Here is an 18,354-nt window from a genome sequence, read left to right as displayed (position 1 = left end):
ATCATGAAACGCGCAATTGTATTAGTTTTAGACTCATTTGGTATTGGCGCCACTGAAGACGCCGTAAAATTTGGTGACCAAGGCGCTAACACCCTTGGCCACATCGCACAAGCGTGCGCAAAAGGTGAAGCCGACAACGCCGATCGCAAAGGTCCACTGTCTTTGCCTAACATGACCAAACTTGGACTCGGCAAAGCCTGTGAAGAATCATCAGATTATTTCCCTGAAGGACTGGATCCTCACGCCGAGATCATTGGTGCTTATGCGCATGCCAAAGAGCTGTCGTCAGGGAAAGATACCCCATCTGGCCACTGGGAAATTGCCGGTGTGCCTGTCTTGTTTGAGTGGGGGTATTTTTCTGATTTGACCAATAGCTTCCCAGAAGTACTGCTTGACCGCATTGTTGAGCGTGCAGGGCTACCGGGTTATATCGGTAACTGCCATGCATCGGGAACGCAGGTGCTCGACGATCTTGGTGAAGAGCACATGAAAACCGGGAAACCGATCTTCTATACCTCGGCAGACTCTGTGTTCCAGATTGCCTGCCACGAAGACACCTTTGGGCTAGACAATCTGTATGATCTTTGCCAGATCGTGCGTGAAGAGCTGGAAGACTACAACATTGGCCGTGTGATTGCGCGCCCGTTTGTTGGTCCAGGTAAAGGCCAGTTCGAGCGTACCGGTAACCGCCGTGATTTATCGGTTGAGCCACCGTCAGCCACCGTACTGCAAAAAATTGTCGATGAGAAAGGCGGTGATGTCATTTCTATTGGTAAGATTGCTGATATTTATGCTCACTGCGGGATCACCAAGAAAATCAAAGCAACTGGCCTTGAAGCGCTGTTTGATGCCACTAAAGATGCGATCAAAGAAGCGGGCGACAATAGCTTAGTCTTCACTAACTTTGTCGACTTTGATTCCGCGTATGGTCACCGTCGTAATGTTGCCGGCTATGCAGCTGCACTCGAGTATTTCGACCGCCGCTTGCCTGAAATTATGGCGATGTTGGAAGACGATGATGTGCTGCTACTGACTGCAGACCACGGCTGTGATCCAACCTGGCCAGGTACGGATCATACTCGTGAGCACATCCCGGCATTGGTCTATGGTAAAAAAGTGCCAGCTGGCTCGCTAGGTCGCCGCGAAACATTTGCGGATATTGGCCAATCGTTGGCACAGTATTTTGATACCTCACCAATGGATTACGGCAAGTCATTCTTGTAATCGTCTCCGAGTGATCGCAATAAAAAGAGATGGCAGCATGCCATCTCTTTTTTTGTTGCCTATCTCTAACTGATTAGATGGCCGACACTATGATGGCGTTACCAAGGCAGTATGCGTGATCGGTTGTCGCGCCGTAGTAGCATGGCCATCAATAGCGCGCCGAGAAACAGCGCCAGTCCCAGTAGGGCACGAAGCTCAGTAATGGTCGATTGGATCTGTTGTTTGGCATGATCAATAACCGATTGGTGTTCAAGCGTGAGGCGTAAAAAGCCGATAATATCGCCATCACGGCTAATGGGCGTCATTAATTGCTGTCGTCCTTGGCTTTCGAGTCCAAGCGGCGTGGTGAGGCCCACGGCTGTTTCAAGCGGCAACGCATGGGTAGAGCGGACAACGGGGCGCCCGTTAAGTTGATAAAAGCTGGCATCGCGAATCAAAGGCTCGGTCGCTAGCTGGTCGGCGAGGGTTTGCAGTGGCTGGTAATTTTTGTCGACCAATGCATCATAGGCTTGCGCGCCGATTTGACGTGTCATTAACTGGGCGAGCTGATCGGTTTGCTGATAAAGCGCTTGATACTGGCGTTGGCTTAAGGTCGTACTATAGAGCATTAACGCCGCAATGGCACTGAATGCACTGATCAGAATTCCCCACCGAGTGGTTCGCCGTAGCGCTTTGCGCGAAATTGAAAACATACCTACCTCAAAGCCGTGTTGACGGCGTAATTAGCACTGGAGCTGAGTACACTTTTTATGGTATCACAGCCTCATCTCGATTGTTTTATTGACGAGGCTCTGCTTGAGAGCTGAAAAGGAAAATACTGACCATGGATAAGGCTAAGCCCTTGGCAATTTACCGCGCATCCGGACTGTATCGTCGCTTTCCCACTGTTACCCGCACGCTTCCCTATCGTCGCCGAAACGGTGGCTGGATTCTCTTCGCTGAGACCATTAGCGTTGATCATTTAGACAATATTGCTTTTTTTACCGGTCACGTAGTCGACGTCATGGATGCGTGGTGTGTCGGCCCGTATCAGGTTTTATTAATGAGTGGTGAGCTCACGCCCGATCACCGAGCCGTGATTGATGCTCTCGGATTAGATTGTGCAGATCTACACGCATTGCCAGATTTAAGTAAACCTGGATTGGCTGTGTTTGATATGGACTCAACAGCCATTGAGGTTGAATGTATTGATCAAATTGCCGAGCTTGCAGGTGTAGGTGAGGCGGTCTCGGCGGTGACAGAGCGGGCAATGCTCGGAGAGCTTGATTTTGAGGCGAGCCTGCGCCAACGTGTGGCTGCGCTTAAAGGTACAGATATTGCTGTTCTTGATGAGGTGAAAGCGCATTTACCGTTAATGCCAGAAATGGCGGCGTTAGTCGCAAGCTTAAAAGCACACGGCTGGTACGTGGCAATCGCGTCTGGCGGCTTCACTCACTTTTCTGATCACCTTCAGCATCAGTTAGGGCTAGATTATGCCGAATCAAACCAGCTTGGCGTTGACGAGGGGAAATTGACTGGCGACGTGGTAGGGGCTGTTGTTGATGCCCAGCGCAAAGCGGATATTTTAACCACACTGGCGCAGCAGTACGATATTGATCCTGAGAATACTTTAGCGGTCGGGGATGGCGCCAATGATCTGGCGATGATGGAGGCGGCTGGACTCGGCATTGCCTATCACGCCAAGCCAACCGTGAATGCTCGAGCACAAACCGCAGTGAAACATTGTTGGCTTGGGGGCGTGCTCTGCGTGCTCTCTGCGAGCTTGCGAGCGGGGAAAATTAGCTGGCAACCGCGTTAACGGCCCAAGCGCATCAATACTTCGTCGGTGACATCCACTAACTCACCGTACGCACACAGCGAGATAAATTCGTCTTCGAGTTGGCGTGCTTTATGGGTGTCACGCTTGAGTAGCGCCGATAATTGTGATGGCTCAATGTCTTGCTCTGCGTGAGTCAGAGGCGTCATGCGATTGCGTATCACGGCAAACGTGCCGCCTTTTTGTGCCAACTGAACGAATTTACGGCGTGCATCGTCCGATTCAAACTCGCTATCGGCAAAGGTATGTACCGCTCGCACTTTGTCGGCTTGGATATCTATCCACACAAAGTACTCACGGACTAATTCATTGAGCGGTTGCGATGGACGAGTCACTTCATGGGTTCGCGTTAAAATTTTATCGCCGAAAACCGGATAAAAAGATAATTGACGTCCGCCACCCGCCCGTTCGAGAAAACGGTGTAAGCGGCTCGGTGGTAAGTTGATCCCAACAGCAGACACCGACAAAGCGCCATTATCTCGTTGGACAAAATAGGGCTGTACGGTCAAACGCGTCAGCAACAGCTGGTGCATGGCCCAAACCAGAGGCGGATCGGGTAAGCGTTCATCGAGTACCGTTAACTTATCCTGATTATGTTCAATCAATCGGCGTAAGTATTGTCGGCGCCGGGTATTTGGCGACTCGGTGGTCAGTTTTAGCTGAATATTGTCTCTTTTCGGACTCACTCGAATCACTTGATACGGCATATCGACCAAGGGAGCGCGCGGATCAATATTGACAAATGCATCGAGCGATACCGAGACAATATCATCTCTTGCCCCTTGGAACGGTTGCTTCAGCGTCACATTGAGTCCCCCAGAGGAAAAGTCAATCAGCTGACCTTTAAGAGGCCCTTGTTCAGCGTGAACCATTGATACTTCCGATCGATAAGCGTATCGGGGCTCCCGTCGTTGTGGCTGGCGATCGGATGAGATGAGCTGTGCACGGCAAACGGGGTTGCGCTGGTGTAAAAAACGTCGCAGGACCTGGCTAGAGCATTGAGGTTTTGGGTGTTCAAGGTAACTGCGTCTTCCGTCGGCATGAGTGACATCTTGTACCAGCGCAACATGGGTCAGCGTTTTGAGGGTGTTAAGCCAATCGGGTGACACATCTTGGAGGCGTTCAATATCTGTCGCATTAATGGCAGACATCGTCACTTTAAACACGCGCCACGAGGCGCGCTTGGCTCCCAGGTGCCAAAAAAGCTGGCGCTCTTCTTCGCTCATTTCACTGGGAGAGGCGGAGTAGAAAAAACGCTGTTTGTTTTTTTCAACAGAAAAGCAGTACAGCAACAGCTGGCTGGTGGAGGCTCCGTCGAGTTGGAGCAGTGATAACCGTTCAGTGTTAAACAGATGATTGATCACGGGTTGATTACGGTTATCGTGCCAGTAGGCCCATAGCTCCTGATTCTGTCGCGTTTGTAGCACATATTCCATTTTATCTTGTGCGAAATAGAGCGGTAACACACTGGTATGATGCAAAAAAGATTGCTCGTAACTTTGCAGTTTTAACGTGAGCAGTTTGTCTTCGCCATCTTGCTTGCCGCGAAAATCTGGCGCGGTCATTTCTGCTTCTAATGCTTGTTTTATCGCGTCACTGCTCGTGTCTAGCCGCAACCGTAGCCAGACATTGCTGGTCGAGTCTTTGTTGTCATCGACGCCGATAATCCGATAACTCAACCCCTGTTCAAGATCGGGGTCCGGGTATGTTTGTGCGAGAGTGGTAAAGCGAACCACCACTTCTGAGCTCGGTGGATAATCGAACGCAGCAGGCACACGAACCCGACAGCCCGAGTTTGATAAATCACTGGTCACTCCATGCACTTCATGGCCAGTGTTGAGCGTAATTAAGACTTGTGTAGCAAAATGAATGCGGCTTTCACTGCGTGATAAGTAATGACCAAATGTCAGCTTTTCGGGTAAGAGTGCCGACTGTGACGCATCGCTGACCGGCCCTTTTCCTTGCTGTTGGCGCTGTTTCTCTTTTTCGTGCTTCACCCGAAAGTTATTCGGTGTGTTATGCAAATCTTCCCATAATCCTTGGGTGAGTTGGCCGTTATACATAGGGAGGCGATCGTAGTAGCGGTTAATCGCCACATCATCGAGCCAGTGCTTTTGACCGTGCAGGCTGTATTCGTGGCAGTCGCCATCCACTTTCCCGCGTAAGTCGATGGCGCGATTGCATGGGGTCATCAGCCGTCTGATCTCCATTTTGATCAGCAGCTTTGCGGAGCTGGGCTCGTTAGCCGTGAGCTTATCGAGCAACACCTCAAATTTTGGGGTTTGGGACAGAGGAAGCAGTTGCTCAATCAGTCCCTGGTAATCATCCTGCTTCATGGCAAAGTCTGGTAAAGTAATCGCTTACTTTGTTAACGGCATCTTCTCTGAAAAGTGTCGGGATAATGAATAAGATAGCAATCATTTTGTGAATTAGCTGACATCATACGTATTGGAGAGCGAATGGCAAAAACAAAACGAGCCTACGTGTGTAATGACTGTGGGGCAGATTTTCCGCGTTGGCAAGGGCAGTGTTCTGCATGCGGGGCGTGGAACACGATTACCGAAGTGAGGTTAGCGGCTTCACCTCAAGTCGCACGCAATGAAAAATACGCCGGTTATACTGGCAGTGCCGAGGGTGTCGTACAAACCTTACAAGATATTAACTTGCAAGAAGTACCGCGTCTGAGCAGCGGTTTTAAAGAGCTTGATCGGGTACTCGGTGGTGGCATTGTGCCGGGGGCGGCAATTCTTATCGGTGGTAACCCTGGCGCGGGTAAAAGTACCTTACTATTGCAAACCATGGTGGGCTTAGCACACCATTTTCCGACACTGTATATCACCGGGGAAGAATCGCTCCAACAAGTCGCGATGCGGGCTGACCGACTCGGGTTACCCAAAGATAAGCTTAAGTTATTGTCTGAAACGGGCGTTGAAACCATTTGTCAGGTTGCGAAAAAAGAGCAGCCTAAGATCATGGTGATCGACTCCATCCAGGTGATGCATGTCGCCGATGTGCAATCGGCGCCTGGGAGCGTGGCACAAGTCCGTGAATCTGCCGCCGCCTTAACCCGTTACGCCAAACAAAACAATGTGGCCATTTTTATGGTCGGACATGTGACCAAAGATGGTTCACTGGCAGGCCCGAAAGTGCTTGAGCATTGTATCGACTGCTCGGTGTTATTGGATGGATCGAGCGATAGTCGCTTTCGCACTTTACGCAGCCACAAAAACCGCTTTGGGGCGGTGAATGAGCTGGGCGTGTTTGCCATGACAGGCCAGGGATTGAAGGAAGTGAGTAATCCGTCGGCGATTTTTCTCTCCCGTGGTGAGGAGCAAACTTCTGGCAGTTCGGTCATGGTCGTCTGGGAAGGCACGCGCCCATTATTGGTCGAAATACAGGCGTTAGTGGATTATTCGCAATTGGCTAATCCCCGTCGGGTGGCTGTGGGGTTAGAGCAAAATCGTCTAGCGCTGTTATTGGCGGTGTTACACAAGCACGGCGGGCTGCAAATGTCTGATCAAGATGTGTTTGTGAATGTGGTTGGTGGCGTCAAAGTGACTGAGACCAGCGCGGATCTGGCCTTGTTGCTTGCGTTGATCTCAAGCTTTAGAGACCTGCCTTTGCCAAGAGAATTAGTCGTGTTTGGCGAAGTCGGCTTGGCCGGTGAAATTCGCCCGGTACCCAGTGGGCAAGAGCGGTTAATGGAAGCGGCTAAACATGGCTTTAAAAAAGCGGTTGTCCCTAAAGCCAATATGCCCAAACAGACGCTTGAAGGCATGACCGTGTACGGTGTGAGCAAATTATCAGATGCGTTGGCAGTATTAGAAGACTTATAGCGGCGGTTGCTTGAGCTACATAGCAGCATTAGCCGGGGCGCGATCATCCTCTGCGTCACGTTGCTGTGCGGTGCTTAGCGGTGGGTTAGGGGCGGGCATGTTGGCGACTTGGACCTGGGTCTGGACCAAGTTTTCAACCACTGCGACCAAATGTCCCCAGCTCACGCGTTTTTCGTTTTCGAGTAAAGAATCGAACTCTTCAGTGCTCCATTTTATAAAGCGACGTGGGTCAAGGGCGCGGCCCAAAAAGCGCACTTCATAATGCAAATGCGGGCCAGTTGATAATCCGGTATTACCCGACCATGCAATTAAATCCCCTTTTTTCACAAATTGCCCGCTCCGGACATTGAATTTATCCAAATGGGCATAGAGTGTCATAAAGCCAAAGGCGTGGTCGATTTTGATGAAGTTACCATAGCCTTTGCGGCGGCTGGGACGGACATATTCGACGACGCCATCCGCGGGGGCATACACCGGCGTGCCGACGTCCGAGGTCAAATCTAAGCCCATATGGAATTTTTCTTTCCCTGTCACAGGGTGAGTTCGTGAGCCATATCCCGAGGAGCGTCGGTAGCTTTCAAGCGGTTTACCATTCGGGATTAGCTGGAGCATGGTGTAACGCACCGCTGAGTTAATCGCTGCGACATCGAGACGGTGAGTGAGCGAGGCGTCTTTGGCCACTGATTCTAGCCCGAGCATATCTTCAACCGTGACCACGCGTTGTGTCAGGGCGGTGAGTTCAACATCTTTGTTCTCGATGGTTTGTGACAGCGCATCACGTTTTTGTTGCAACATCGCCACCTCGTTATTTAAGGTCGCGCGCTCTTTTCGTAATCGTTCAACAGCCGCTTCGGCCTCGGTCGAACGCTCAGAAAGCAGGTACAGACTAGCAAAGGTGATGGTGAGGGCCGCGAGTATCACTAATGCAAGGGTTTGCACGACCTTTTTACGGGTCGGGCAGAGGGTATAGTGTTTCACCCCGTTCGGGTGCGTTACGGCAATATGGATATGGTCTGTCATGACTGGTTACTGCTGGCCTGCATTAAATACCGTCCATGACCGTGCGGATTAAGCGTTCGGTTCCGCCATGTGGTCAGTCAATTGCGCAAGCTCGCGATGAAGCAGTTCATCGTTACCCACGTTCAGTTCAACGAGCCTTTTTAAATGACTGGCGCTATCAATGTCAATGTGATCGATGTAAAGATGGAGATAATTTTCGCAGTTATTTACCAGAATGCAGTCCATGTCTAATTCTACATCCGAGTCATGGAGGTAAAACACCAGTAGAAACGTGTTATGTTCGGGATCAGCTTGCCAGTTCTCAGGACGGCTGAGCAACACGCCTTTGAGAGATAGATCCAGTACCTGTGCGTGCCATTGCTGCTCGTTTTGTTTGAGTATTGCCGGCACACGATACATGACGCGGGAAAATTTTCTACGCTCTGTCATGATGACATCTCCTCATTCACTGTCTCTAGTGTAGGTGATATGGGGCAATCACAATACTGATTTAGTGGCTTGTCTCACATTTAAAACGTTTTCGTGGTTCTGCTGAGCTAAGTACAGGCGGCAATACGGTTTATCGAGATGACGAGTGAGAAGATGAAGAGTGGGAAGGTAAAGGGCAGCCGTCGCTGCCCTTACCGTGGTATGCATCATTATTTGACTGCACGCTTGTACTTGATCCGGTGCGGCTCCGCCGCTTGTGCACCCAGTGTTTTTTTCAACCAATCGGTGTATTCAGCAAAGTTACCTTCAAAGAAGTTCACTTGTCCTTCATCTCGATAGTCAAGAATATGGGTCGCGACACGGTCAAGGAACCAGCGGTCGTGCGAGATCACCATGGCACAGCCTGGGAACTCTAAGAGTGCCTCTTCAAGTGCACGGAGCGTTTCCACGTCCAAGTCGTTAGTCGGTTCGTCAAGGAGCAACACGTTACCGCCAGCTTTTAGCAATTTGGCGAGGTGGACGCGGTTACGCTCACCGCCTGACAAATCACCAATGCGTTTTTGTTGGTCACTGCCTTTAAAGTTAAACCGTGACACATAAGCGCGTGCCGGTAACTCAAAGTTATTGATGCGAATGATGTCCGCCCCTTCGGAGATCTCATCATAGACGGTGTTATTATCGTCCATACTGTCTCGGAACTGATCGACCGAGGCCAGTTGTACGGTATCGCCTACTTCAACGGTGCCGCTATCTGGGGTTTCTGTGCCACTGAGCATCTTAAATAGGGTTGATTTACCCGCGCCGTTCGGACCAACAATACCGACAATTGCCCCTTTGGGCACGCTAAAGGATAAGTCATCGATCAAGATGCGATCACCAAACGACTTGGTCAGATTATTGACCTCAATGACTTTTTCACCCAGACGTGGACCTGGTGGGATAAACAGCTCGTTGGTCTCGTTACGGCGTTGATAGTCCGTGGTGTTGAGCTCTTCAAAGCGGGCCATACGGGCTTTTGATTTCGCCTGACGGCCTTTTGGATTCTGGCGAACCCACTCAAGCTCCTTCTCAATGGTTTTCTGACGCGCTTTTTCTTGCGACGCTTCTTGCTTTAACCGTACATCTTTTTGTTCGAGCCAAGATGAGTAGTTGCCTTCCCACGGAATACCTTCACCACGGTCAAGCTCAAGAATCCAGCCCGCTGCATTGTCGAGGAAGTAACGGTCGTGCGTAATAGCAACGACGGTACCAGAGTAGTCGACTAAGAAACGCTCAAGCCATGCAACGGATTCAGCGTCTAGGTGGTTAGTTGGCTCATCAAGCAGCAGCATGTCGGGCTTTTCGAGTAGCAAACGGCAAATAGCAACACGACGACGCTCGCCCCCTGAAAGGTGCTTGATTTGCGCATCCCACTCGGGCAAACGCAGTGCATCTGCTGCACGCTCCAACGTATTATCGAGGTTATGCCCGTCTTTAGCTTGGATCAGTGCTTCGAGTTCACCTTGCTCTTGCGCTAAGGCATCGAAGTCGGCATCTGGATCAGCGTAAGCGGCATAGACACCATCGAGACGCGTTAATGCATCTTTGACGTCACCGACCGCTTCTTCAACGGTTTCCCGGACTGTCTTTTCTTCATCCAGCTTCGGCTCTTGCGGGAGATACCCGATCTTGATCCCGGGTTGCACACGGGCTTCGCCCTCAATCTCGGTATCGATACCGGCCATAATGCGCAATAGGCTCGATTTACCGGCCCCGTTGAGACCCAACACCCCAATTTTGGCGCCTGGGAAGAAACACAAAGAAATATCTTTAAGAATTTGACGCTTAGGTGGCACGATCTTGCTCACCTGCGACATGGTATATACGTACTCAGCCATTTCTGCTCACGTTAATCGTTGTGGTATAAAAAACGCTATTCTAACGTTAACTTTGCCAAGTTTAACAGTGATTGTCATATTCGGTCACTAATATGGCGAGACGTGCCGACAAACAACGCTTACCACCTACAGGGAATTTGCGGGCGGAGCTGTTGTCTACTCGGTGTTACACAGTCGGTGTTGCATACAATAGGAGCGATCTTTGACATGGAACGATTCATCGCATTATCCGGGCCAATCAAGTCAGCATATCGAGCGGCTTTTCGTCACGCCCGTGCCTTCTTTCCTGTATGGGTGTCAGGGTTCGTGTTGATTTCCAGCTTATCAGTCCCGATGGTTGAGGCTTCCGCCAGCCCTGATAGTCGTCAAATGACACCGCACCAGCGCCAGTATGAAGCGGCAATCGATGCGATTGAAAGCGGTGATTTGCATCAGTTTCAGCGCTTAAAAGCACAACTGCGTGATTATCCTTTGTATCCGTATCTCGATTATCGTGATTTCACTCGTAATCTTTCTAAAAAGCCTCACCACGCGGTCACTAACTTTATTCAGCGTTATAGCACTATGCCATTCGCGAATAGTTTGCGTGCGGATTATCTCACCCTGTTGGCGGACAGAGGAGATTGGAAGACCTTGATCGCGTTCCAGTCTGATGTGCCACGGAGTGATCGTTATCAGTGCCAATATTATTATGCGCACAGTCAAGCGGGGAATCAGGCTTTAGCGCGCAGTGGCGCCAAATCGCTCTATTTGTCGGGTCAATCCGTGGATAGCAGTTGCAATGACTTATTTGATTTTTTATCGGAACAAGGGCTGCTGACCGGTGACTTGATATTGCAGCGTATGCTTCTAACATTCGATGCGCGCAACCGCAGTTTGATGCGTTATTTGTTACGCCAGTTACCCGAGGCGGATCGTGCGGTTGGCAAGCAGGTGTTGGACTTATATGACCAACCTGAGAACGTGGCCGACTTTTCGAAGCGCAGTTATGTGACGCCGTTTAATCAAAAACTGACTCGCTTGGCGTTTGAGCGTTTGGCTCGCAAGGATGAAGCGCAAGCCATTCGCTATTTTCGTCGCACGGTCGAGGGCCAGCATTACGATAAACGAGAGCGACAAGACATTGCCGATTACTTGATTGGCCAATTAATGAATGATGACGAGCCTGCATTGGCTGGCTGGCGAGATCGTATGCTGCGTCAGAGTCATGATGATGGTTTATTGGAAAGACGGTTTCGCCTTGCTCTTATCGAGGGTGACTGGCACGCGCTGGATCAGTGGCGCGCATTGCTCAGCGAAGCGGCTCAGCAGTCTTTAAAGTGGCGGTATTGGCAGGCGAGAATCAAGCTAGAGCTTGGTGATAGTGCGTCAGCAAATCAAGCATTTGCTTCCATGCTTGGTGAGCGTAATTTCTATAGCGTGGCAGCGGCGCAGCATTTAGATAAACCGATTTCAATACCCTCACGCACAGCAGTCCTAAGAGAAGCAGGGTTAATGCTGATCAATGATGTATTGGCAAGAGTGAATGAGCTTATCGCGCTCGATAAAATCTATGCGGCTAAGCGTGAATGGTATTATGTATTACAACGTGCCAGTGATGAGCAGATTGCCTTACTGGCGGCCTATGCCAATAAAAAACATTGGTACCACTTCGCGGTTCAAGCCACGATTGCGGGAAAAATGTGGGACCATTTGTCACTCCGCTTCCCGTTAGCACACCAGTGGTGGTTTGAGTTTTTCAGCCGCGAGCGTGGCGTAGACAAAACCACACTGATGGCCTTATCGCGTCAAGAGAGCGCCTTTTTTACCCGCGCAGTGTCCCATGTGGGTGCAAGAGGCTTGATGCAATTAATGCCAGGCACGGCACGCGAAACCTCTCGTCAGTTGGGATTTGATTATCAAGGCCCTGCTAGCTTGAGTGATCCGGGCGTTAATATTCGTCTTGGAAGCGGTTACTTAAAAATGATGTTAGATCGTTTCGACAGTAATCGTATCTTGGCATTCGCGGCTTATAACGCCGGCCCGCATCGGGTGTCGCGTTGGTTGGAACGATCGCAAGGTCATATGGATGCGATTGCTTTTATTGAGTCGATTCCGTTTTACGAAACGCGCCATTATGTGCAGAACGTCTTGATGTTCGACATTTATTATCGTCAGCTGTTAGGTGAGCCGGTGCAATTTTTAAGTGCGCACGAGCTGGCTCAGCGCTATTGATGTTATCATTGCTGTCATCACGTAAAGAGCGAGAGGAAACCATGTCGCAATCGCCTGCATTCTCTGGTTGGCAAGATGTTATTTCTTTAGTGCGTTTAGCAGGAAAAGACGATAACGATGATGCATTACTGACAGCACTACTGACGCCTGATGAGCGAGATACTCTGGTCGCTCGGATCAATATCTTGCATGAATTATTAGAAGGCAGAATGAGTCAGCGCCAGCTCAGTCAGTTACTTGGGGTAGGGATCGCGACCGTGACCCGAGGCTCTAACGAATTAAAGCGGATGGATGAGGATACCAAAAATTGGCTCGCCGACTTGCTCAAGCGCGAGGCGGAGCAAACCCGCTCTTGATCCCCTGTCTATCAAACAAAAACGGAGCCCACGGGCTCCGTTTTTAGTGCTGGGTTTTTAGTGCCGGGTTTTTAGCGATAAAGGTGTGGATGCATAAACGGGATCAGTGCCATGATCAAAGCTTGATGATACACGCTTGATCGCGTTAATCGGTGTCCGGTAAGCATACCGATGGCGCCCCCTTTTTGTTTTACATTTTGTTGGCTAAACATTCGATCCATCACATCACCGAGCTCCTCGCCTTGATGCAATGCCTTGAGCGCGTCTGGTGGAAGGGGAAGTGACGCTGAGCGTGCTTCGCCGTGCGCGTCGTCTTTTGCTATGATCATCCAAGCAAAGGTATGTTGGCCATCCAAGCCTGCTTCTATCCCCACATAATAATCGCCTTGATAACGTCCTTGTGCATGCCGAACCCGATTGCATGCGCCTGAATAGGTTTCTTTCTCTGTCATGGGTTGGTCGGCGACATCACTGGGTACGGACACGCCGGTAAACGTGAAGTCGGTATTGGGAAAAACGTCATAAAATGCTGCTTTAACGGCAGAAATTTTGGCAGGGTTTTGTGAGGTGACGATTACGTGGGTCATACGCCCTAGCGCTCCTTATCATGTTGGTAGGCGCGCTGCAGTATACGCCAGCGTAAAGGTAAGCGCAGCATGCCTGTTATGCGACTCGCATCATTGGCTTGCGCCACTTCATTTAAGCCAATTCGCATTCCCTGATGCCCTTTGCGAGGCTGAGCAACATAGGTATTAAACCAGCGATCCCAGCAAGACAAATTAAAGCCATAGTTGGCATTGCACTCATGAAAACGAGTGGAATGATGAACGCGATGCATATCGGGCGTGACGACGATACGGCGCAGCCAGTCATCGAGACGCAGCGGTAAACGGACGTTGCTGTGGTTAAACATCGCCATGCTGCTTAATACGGTTTCAAACAGAATCACGCCTAAAACAGGGGCACCTAATAAGCCTACCAGTGCACATTTTATCGCCATTGAAAGCCAGATTTCGACGGTGTGAAAGCGCGCGCCAGTGGTGACATCAATATCCATGTCGGCATGATGAACCAAGTGTAATCGCCATAACCAAGGGAGCTCATGGAACAGCTTGTGTTGATACCAAATCGCCAAATCCATGACAATTAGCGTGAGGACTACCGTTGCCCAAAGCGGCAAAGAGAGCTGATTAAGCAGTCCCCTCCCTGATTCATCGACAAGGCTGGCAACACCAACGGCTGAAAGCGGTGCCAGTAGCCGAAGCGTTAGCGTGTTAAACGCGGTGAGCGCAATATTGCCCCGCCAGCGTTCACGTCGAGTACGGGTTAACTGACGTTTGGGCCATTGCCACTCGGCGACCAGCATGATCACGAGTACGAGCACGAATAGACCAAGTCGAAATCCCGCTTCATGTGCTTCAATCCAGTTCATTATCGCTCCTTATTCGCCTTTATATTACGCGAAAAGCAGATAATACGTTTAGTCAAACAGCAAAAATTGCCGAAGTGGTTACGATGGTGGATGGGGCAGCATCAATAGATTTATGGTTGGGCATAGGCTCAGGGATTCTCTTACATCACACGCCTTGAATATGAATGTAACGTAAACGTTAATTTTGCTGGCCGTGTTCAACGAATTAGATTACTTGCTCTAAAAATTAGGCACAAGATCACGTTTATACTAATAGGCTGTTTCTATTGAGTTTGTTTCTTTTTACTAATGATGAGTATCTCATGAATGAGACATCTCTCGTTAGTGTAAAAAGGAATGATAAATGCACAAACATAGCTCTCTTGCGCTCATTATCGGCGCGCTCTTTCATACCTCCGGGGCTTGGGCGATGGCAAAAGTGCCTGAACCCGTTGAACCACCGACGGAACCAGACTCACAAGCCTGTATTGTGTTAACAGGAAGTGAACCTATCGATATTGGGCGCACCAGCGCCGAGCGCTGTCTACCGGGCGACGATCCTTTTACCGCAGAGCAATGGCATTTGCTAAATAGGGGACAGAATGCATTTGCTCGCGAAGGAGGGCAGCCAGGTAATGACTTAAATCTTTGGTGGGCTCATCGACAAGAGATTTTAGGCCAAAACGTCAATGTCGCCGTGGTTGATGACGGGTTAGAGATCGCACACCCTGATCTAGTGGCGAATATGCGTGCAGGAAAATCTTACGATTTCGTTGATCGTGATGACGATCCGACGCCTGAAGGGTGGAGCAATCGAAATACAGCTCACGGCACTTCGGTGGCCGGTATTATCGCGGCGGCGCGTGATAACAGCTTGGGAGGGATGGGTGTTGCACCGCTTGCCAATCTACAAGGCTATAATTACCTGGCATATCAGAGCCAAAAAGCATGGGAGATCAGTCACGGGCGGGAAGGTTATTCAGATGATGTCCGAGTCTTTAATCAAAGCTATGGTGGCTCAGGGGTGCGCAGCTATCCTTATAGTGATGATCCTATGAGCTATGATGGTCGCCAAAATGCCCAATACAAGACAATGACCACGGAAGCTTTTGGTGGGCGTGGCGCAGTATTTGTTAAGTCAGCGGGAAATGGCTTCAGTCGCACCTCGTTTAACCGAGAGCGATTTGGTCCTGTGGGTAATAATAATGGATTGCCATGGCAAAACAGTAACCAGTCATCCAGCAACGCAAATTATTGGAATGTGACGGTCAGTGCCTTGAATGCAGATGGCAAACGATCGTCGTACTCTTCTGTCGGTAGCAACGTATTCTTGACGGCTCCAGGAGGCGAATACGGCACCAATAAACCCGCACATATCACCACAGATTTGACCGGTTGTACCATGGGCTATAACCGCAATGATCGTATTCCTTATGATTCGCATGACCTACACGGTGGCACTGAAATAGACAACACGTGTGACTTTAATAGCGTCATGAATGGCACATCATCGGCTGCACCAAACACCTCGGGTGCGTTCGCGCTACTAATGTCGGCCTATCCGAACCTTTCCCAGCGTGATATTCGCCATTTGTTAGCGACGACGGCTACACGTGTGGATACGAATAGTGATGATGTACGCTTAAGCTACCAAACGGCACAAGGGCAGACTCGCACTGTCACGGGACTAGAAGGTTGGCAACAAAACGCGGCAGATCGTTGGTATAGCCCAACCTATGGGTTTGGCTTAATTGATGTCAATGCGGCGCTTGAGGCGGCAAAGACGTATCAACCTTTGCCTGAGCAAGTGTTTACGGATTGGACTTGGTCTTATCACAACCAAAATGGTGACACAGGGCTACCGATTGCTGACGCAGGAGTAGCCGCCACCGCCGATAGCGTGCGAGTGACAGATGACCTCACTATTGAGGCAGTGCAAGTACGTAGCTCAATTGATCATAGCCGTATGTCCGATTTGTTGATCGAGCTCGAATCGCCATCTGGCACACGCAGCGTGCTTATGTCGCCGCGTAACAGCATGTTATCGAATGCGCTGGATAGCACTTATCCAGAGGGTTTTACCGATCACTTAATGCTCAGCCATAAATTCAATAGCGAAAGTTCAGCGGGTCAATGGACGTTACATGTTACTGACACCGATGGTGAAACACGTCAATACAGCTTGGGAGGGGAAGTGAAATCCCTACCCAATAACAGCGCTGATGGCAAACTAATGCAATGGTCACTGCGTGTTATTGGTCACCGCGGTTAATAGGAGAAAAGTATGAAAAAGTTAATTGCAGTAATCGCAGCGATGGGGCTGACAATGAGTGTCCATGCCGCTACGGTTGAATTAAATGGTGACCGCTATGTTGTGGTCGATACTGCCGATAATGCTCGCAATATGAATGGCGAGCAAATGGGGGTGATGGTCGGTGACAAGGTTGCCTTGTCTGCTCAGAGCACACCATTAACAGTCACTGGTTCTATTTTGGTGAAAGCGAGTCAAGCACGAGCGGATCAACTCGCTGACCAATATGGTCTGGATCTGGTGAGTTATATGGATGGTGTCGCGTTGCTCGAAGCCAGCCCAGGTGTGAATGTATCGGCGCTGGAAAAAGCACTCAATCAATCACTCGAGACGCCGGTCAACCTTGAACTCAATCCTCAAAACCAACAGCCTCAGTAATTCGTGTACTGCGAGCCCGCCAATCACTGGCGGGCTTTTAATCGCATCCAACCAACGATTTTGTTACTAGATATTCCAGAATGTTCATAACCTTTACATGAGCTAAACGCCTCATCTTGCTATGATTTGCCGCCATTAAACCCCAACAAACTAGACAAAACATCAGCATGTAGATCCGTCTGCAGCGAGGGAAAAGACGATGTGGAAAAAAGTTAAACATTCTTTACCATTGCAAATTGCATTGGCAGCAGCACTGGCTTGGCTGGTGGGGACTGTATTTGGTCCCATAGAAAATGCGGAGCAGACCACTTGGTATCCATTGCTCATGTTGGCCAAAGTCAGTTATATCGGTTTACTGAAAGCCGTCGTCGGCGTGATGGTGTTGCTCTCGCTGCTGGAAGGGATCAGTAATATTGGCAACGTTGTCCGCTTAAAACGTCTCGGTGGTGCCACCCTTTTGTTCTACGGTTTTACCACCACTATAGCGATTATTCTGGGACTTGGCGCAGCGTTACTGATGCCAGAGTGGCAAACGCTTAACAGTGCGCCACCGGTGGATGAGAGCATCAGCTTTATCAATCAAGATGCGGCAGGAGCTGGCGCGATTGCCACCAAGCTTTTTAACATGGCGTTAGTGAATCCCGTTGAGGCGCTAAGCAGTGGTAATCTACTTGCGATTGTCGTTTTCACCATTTTGTTTGGTATTTCACTGATTGTAGCTTTGCCGGAAAAACACCCGCTATTTGATACCATTCGTGGTTTAAACCAAGGTATTAACACGCTGGTGGCCGGAATCATCAAACTGGCGCCGTTCGCCGTTTTTGCGATTGTCTTTCAGTTTTCGCATCAAGGCGACAATGACTTATTTGGTCAGCTGTTTAGCTTCGCGGCTTTAGTGTTTGCTCTGACGATGGTACATGGCGTCATTGTATTGCCGCTGATCGCACGTGTCGCGGGAGGCGTTGGTTTTATCGCTTTATTTCGTGCAATCTCTGCGCCTCTGGCGATGGCATTTGCTACCTCATCAAGCGCGGCAACACTGCCGGTATCTATGCAGGCAGCCAAGGAAGAGCTCAAGGTCACCCCATCCACGGCGAGTATGGTATTGCCTTTGGGGGCGGTGATGAACATGGATGGCACCGCGCTGTTTGAAGGGATTGCTGCCGTGTTCCTTGCGCAATTGTTCGGGATTGATTTGTCTACGACCGGTGTTGTGATGATCTTCATTATGGCGATGGTGTCGTCGGTGGCGCGCCAGGGATGCCATCGGGCTCGATGTCTGGGATGCAGTTGGTGCTGCTGGCAGCGGGGATCCCACTTGAAGCCATCGCTATCTTGCTGATCATTGAGCGCCCGCTTGATACGTTCCGTACCGCAGTCAACGTGCAAGGTGATCTGATTGGCGCCACGGTTGTCGATAAATGGCAAAAGCGTGTGAGTTAATCTTGCTACCGTTTAAACACTGCAGGCAAAAGGCAGTGA

14 protein-coding genes and 1 pseudogene are annotated in these 18,354 nt (G+C 50.0%); 8 read left to right on the top strand and 7 right to left on the bottom strand.

The features are described 5' to 3' along the window. The first annotated feature begins 3 nt into the window (after positions 1-3). On the top strand, positions 4-1,224 hold the full coding sequence (deoB, locus tag HLG76_RS09050; RefSeq protein ID WP_021023643.1) for a phosphopentomutase: 1,221 nt from the start codon (positions 4-6) through the stop codon (positions 1,222-1,224). A 98-nt stretch (positions 1,225-1,322) separates the two neighbouring features. On the opposite strand, the gene HLG76_RS09045 is transcribed toward deoB, so the two are convergent. After that, a complete protein-coding gene (locus tag HLG76_RS09045; RefSeq protein ID WP_077461824.1) occupies positions 1,323-1,916 on the bottom strand; it encodes an AhpA/YtjB family protein in 594 nt (197 codons plus the stop codon). A 131-nt stretch (positions 1,917-2,047) separates the two neighbouring features. On the opposite strand from HLG76_RS09045, the gene serB reads away from it, so the two are divergent. Next, positions 2,048-3,022 carry a phosphoserine phosphatase gene (gene serB / locus HLG76_RS09040; protein ID WP_175993507.1) on the top strand — a complete coding sequence of 325 codons (975 nt, stop codon included), beginning with the start codon at positions 2,048-2,050 and terminating at the stop codon, positions 3,020-3,022. Here serB and HLG76_RS09035 read toward each other — a convergent pair. Then, positions 3,019-5,376 carry a PilZ domain-containing protein gene (locus tag HLG76_RS09035; protein WP_175993506.1) on the bottom strand — a complete coding sequence of 786 codons (2,358 nt, stop codon included), beginning with the start codon at positions 5,374-5,376 and terminating at the stop codon, positions 3,019-3,021. The two genes, serB and HLG76_RS09035, sit on opposite strands and share 4 nt — an antisense overlap. Before the next feature lie 123 nt (positions 5,377-5,499). Between HLG76_RS09035 and radA the strand changes: the two genes are divergently transcribed. Continuing rightward, complete coding sequence (radA, locus tag HLG76_RS09030; protein WP_175993505.1) at positions 5,500-6,876, top strand: DNA repair protein RadA; 1,377 nt, start codon at positions 5,500-5,502, stop codon at positions 6,874-6,876. A 15-nt stretch (positions 6,877-6,891) separates the two neighbouring features. Here the strand turns inward: radA and HLG76_RS09025 are convergent, their stop codons facing one another. From HLG76_RS09025 to ettA, 3 genes are all read right to left on the bottom strand, one after another. Then, a complete protein-coding gene (locus HLG76_RS09025) occupies positions 6,892-7,896 on the bottom strand; it encodes a peptidoglycan DD-metalloendopeptidase family protein (RefSeq protein ID WP_175993504.1) in 1,005 nt (334 codons plus the stop codon). A gap of 48 nt (positions 7,897-7,944) precedes the next feature. Then, the gene (locus HLG76_RS09020; protein WP_175993503.1) at positions 7,945-8,325 is read right to left on the bottom strand and encodes a PilZ domain-containing protein; all 381 of its coding nucleotides are present in this window, start codon (positions 8,323-8,325) and stop codon (positions 7,945-7,947) included. Between the two features lie 209 nt (positions 8,326-8,534). Then, complete coding sequence (ettA, locus tag HLG76_RS09015) at positions 8,535-10,202, bottom strand: energy-dependent translational throttle protein EttA (protein WP_021023650.1); 1,668 nt, start codon at positions 10,200-10,202, stop codon at positions 8,535-8,537. Between the two features lie 207 nt (positions 10,203-10,409). Between ettA and sltY the strand changes: the two genes are divergently transcribed. Then, positions 10,410-12,416, top strand: coding sequence for a murein transglycosylase (sltY, locus tag HLG76_RS09010; protein WP_254877664.1), 2,007 nt, complete (start codon positions 10,410-10,412; stop codon positions 12,414-12,416). Between the two features lie 41 nt (positions 12,417-12,457). Beyond that, positions 12,458-12,772, top strand: coding sequence for a trp operon repressor (trpR, locus tag HLG76_RS09005; protein ID WP_175993533.1), 315 nt, complete (start codon positions 12,458-12,460; stop codon positions 12,770-12,772). A 71-nt stretch (positions 12,773-12,843) separates the two neighbouring features. On the opposite strand, the gene yjjX is transcribed toward trpR, so the two are convergent. Together yjjX and HLG76_RS08995 are read right to left on the bottom strand one after the other, a co-directional pair. Continuing rightward, on the bottom strand, positions 12,844-13,359 hold the full coding sequence (yjjX, locus tag HLG76_RS09000) for an inosine/xanthosine triphosphatase (RefSeq protein ID WP_077461829.1): 516 nt from the start codon (positions 13,357-13,359) through the stop codon (positions 12,844-12,846). A gap of 5 nt (positions 13,360-13,364) precedes the next feature. Continuing rightward, positions 13,365-14,204, bottom strand: coding sequence for a sterol desaturase family protein (locus tag HLG76_RS08995; RefSeq protein ID WP_217706534.1), 840 nt, complete (start codon positions 14,202-14,204; stop codon positions 13,365-13,367). A gap of 343 nt (positions 14,205-14,547) precedes the next feature. Between HLG76_RS08995 and HLG76_RS08990 the strand changes: the two genes are divergently transcribed. The 3 genes and pseudogenes from HLG76_RS08990 to HLG76_RS08980 all read left to right on the top strand — a co-directional run bounded on the left by HLG76_RS08990 (position 14,548) and on the right by HLG76_RS08980 (position 18,315). Continuing rightward, positions 14,548-16,455 carry a S8 family serine peptidase gene (locus HLG76_RS08990; protein WP_217706533.1) on the top strand — a complete coding sequence of 636 codons (1,908 nt, stop codon included), beginning with the start codon at positions 14,548-14,550 and terminating at the stop codon, positions 16,453-16,455. Positions 16,456-16,467: 12 nt separating this feature from the next. Further along, a complete protein-coding gene (locus tag HLG76_RS08985) occupies positions 16,468-16,872 on the top strand; it encodes a hypothetical protein (RefSeq protein ID WP_077577098.1) in 405 nt (134 codons plus the stop codon). Between the two features lie 199 nt (positions 16,873-17,071). Continuing rightward, a pseudogene (locus HLG76_RS08980) lies at positions 17,072-18,315 on the top strand (dicarboxylate/amino acid:cation symporter). The last annotated feature ends 39 nt before the right edge of the window (positions 18,316-18,354 follow it).

This window comes from Salinivibrio sp. EAGSL (assembly GCF_013366455.1).
Taxonomy (GTDB): Bacteria; Pseudomonadota; Gammaproteobacteria; order Enterobacterales; family Vibrionaceae; genus Salinivibrio; species Salinivibrio costicola.
Note: the sequence above shows the minus strand (reverse complement) of the source record. Positions and strands in the feature narration are given on the sequence as shown.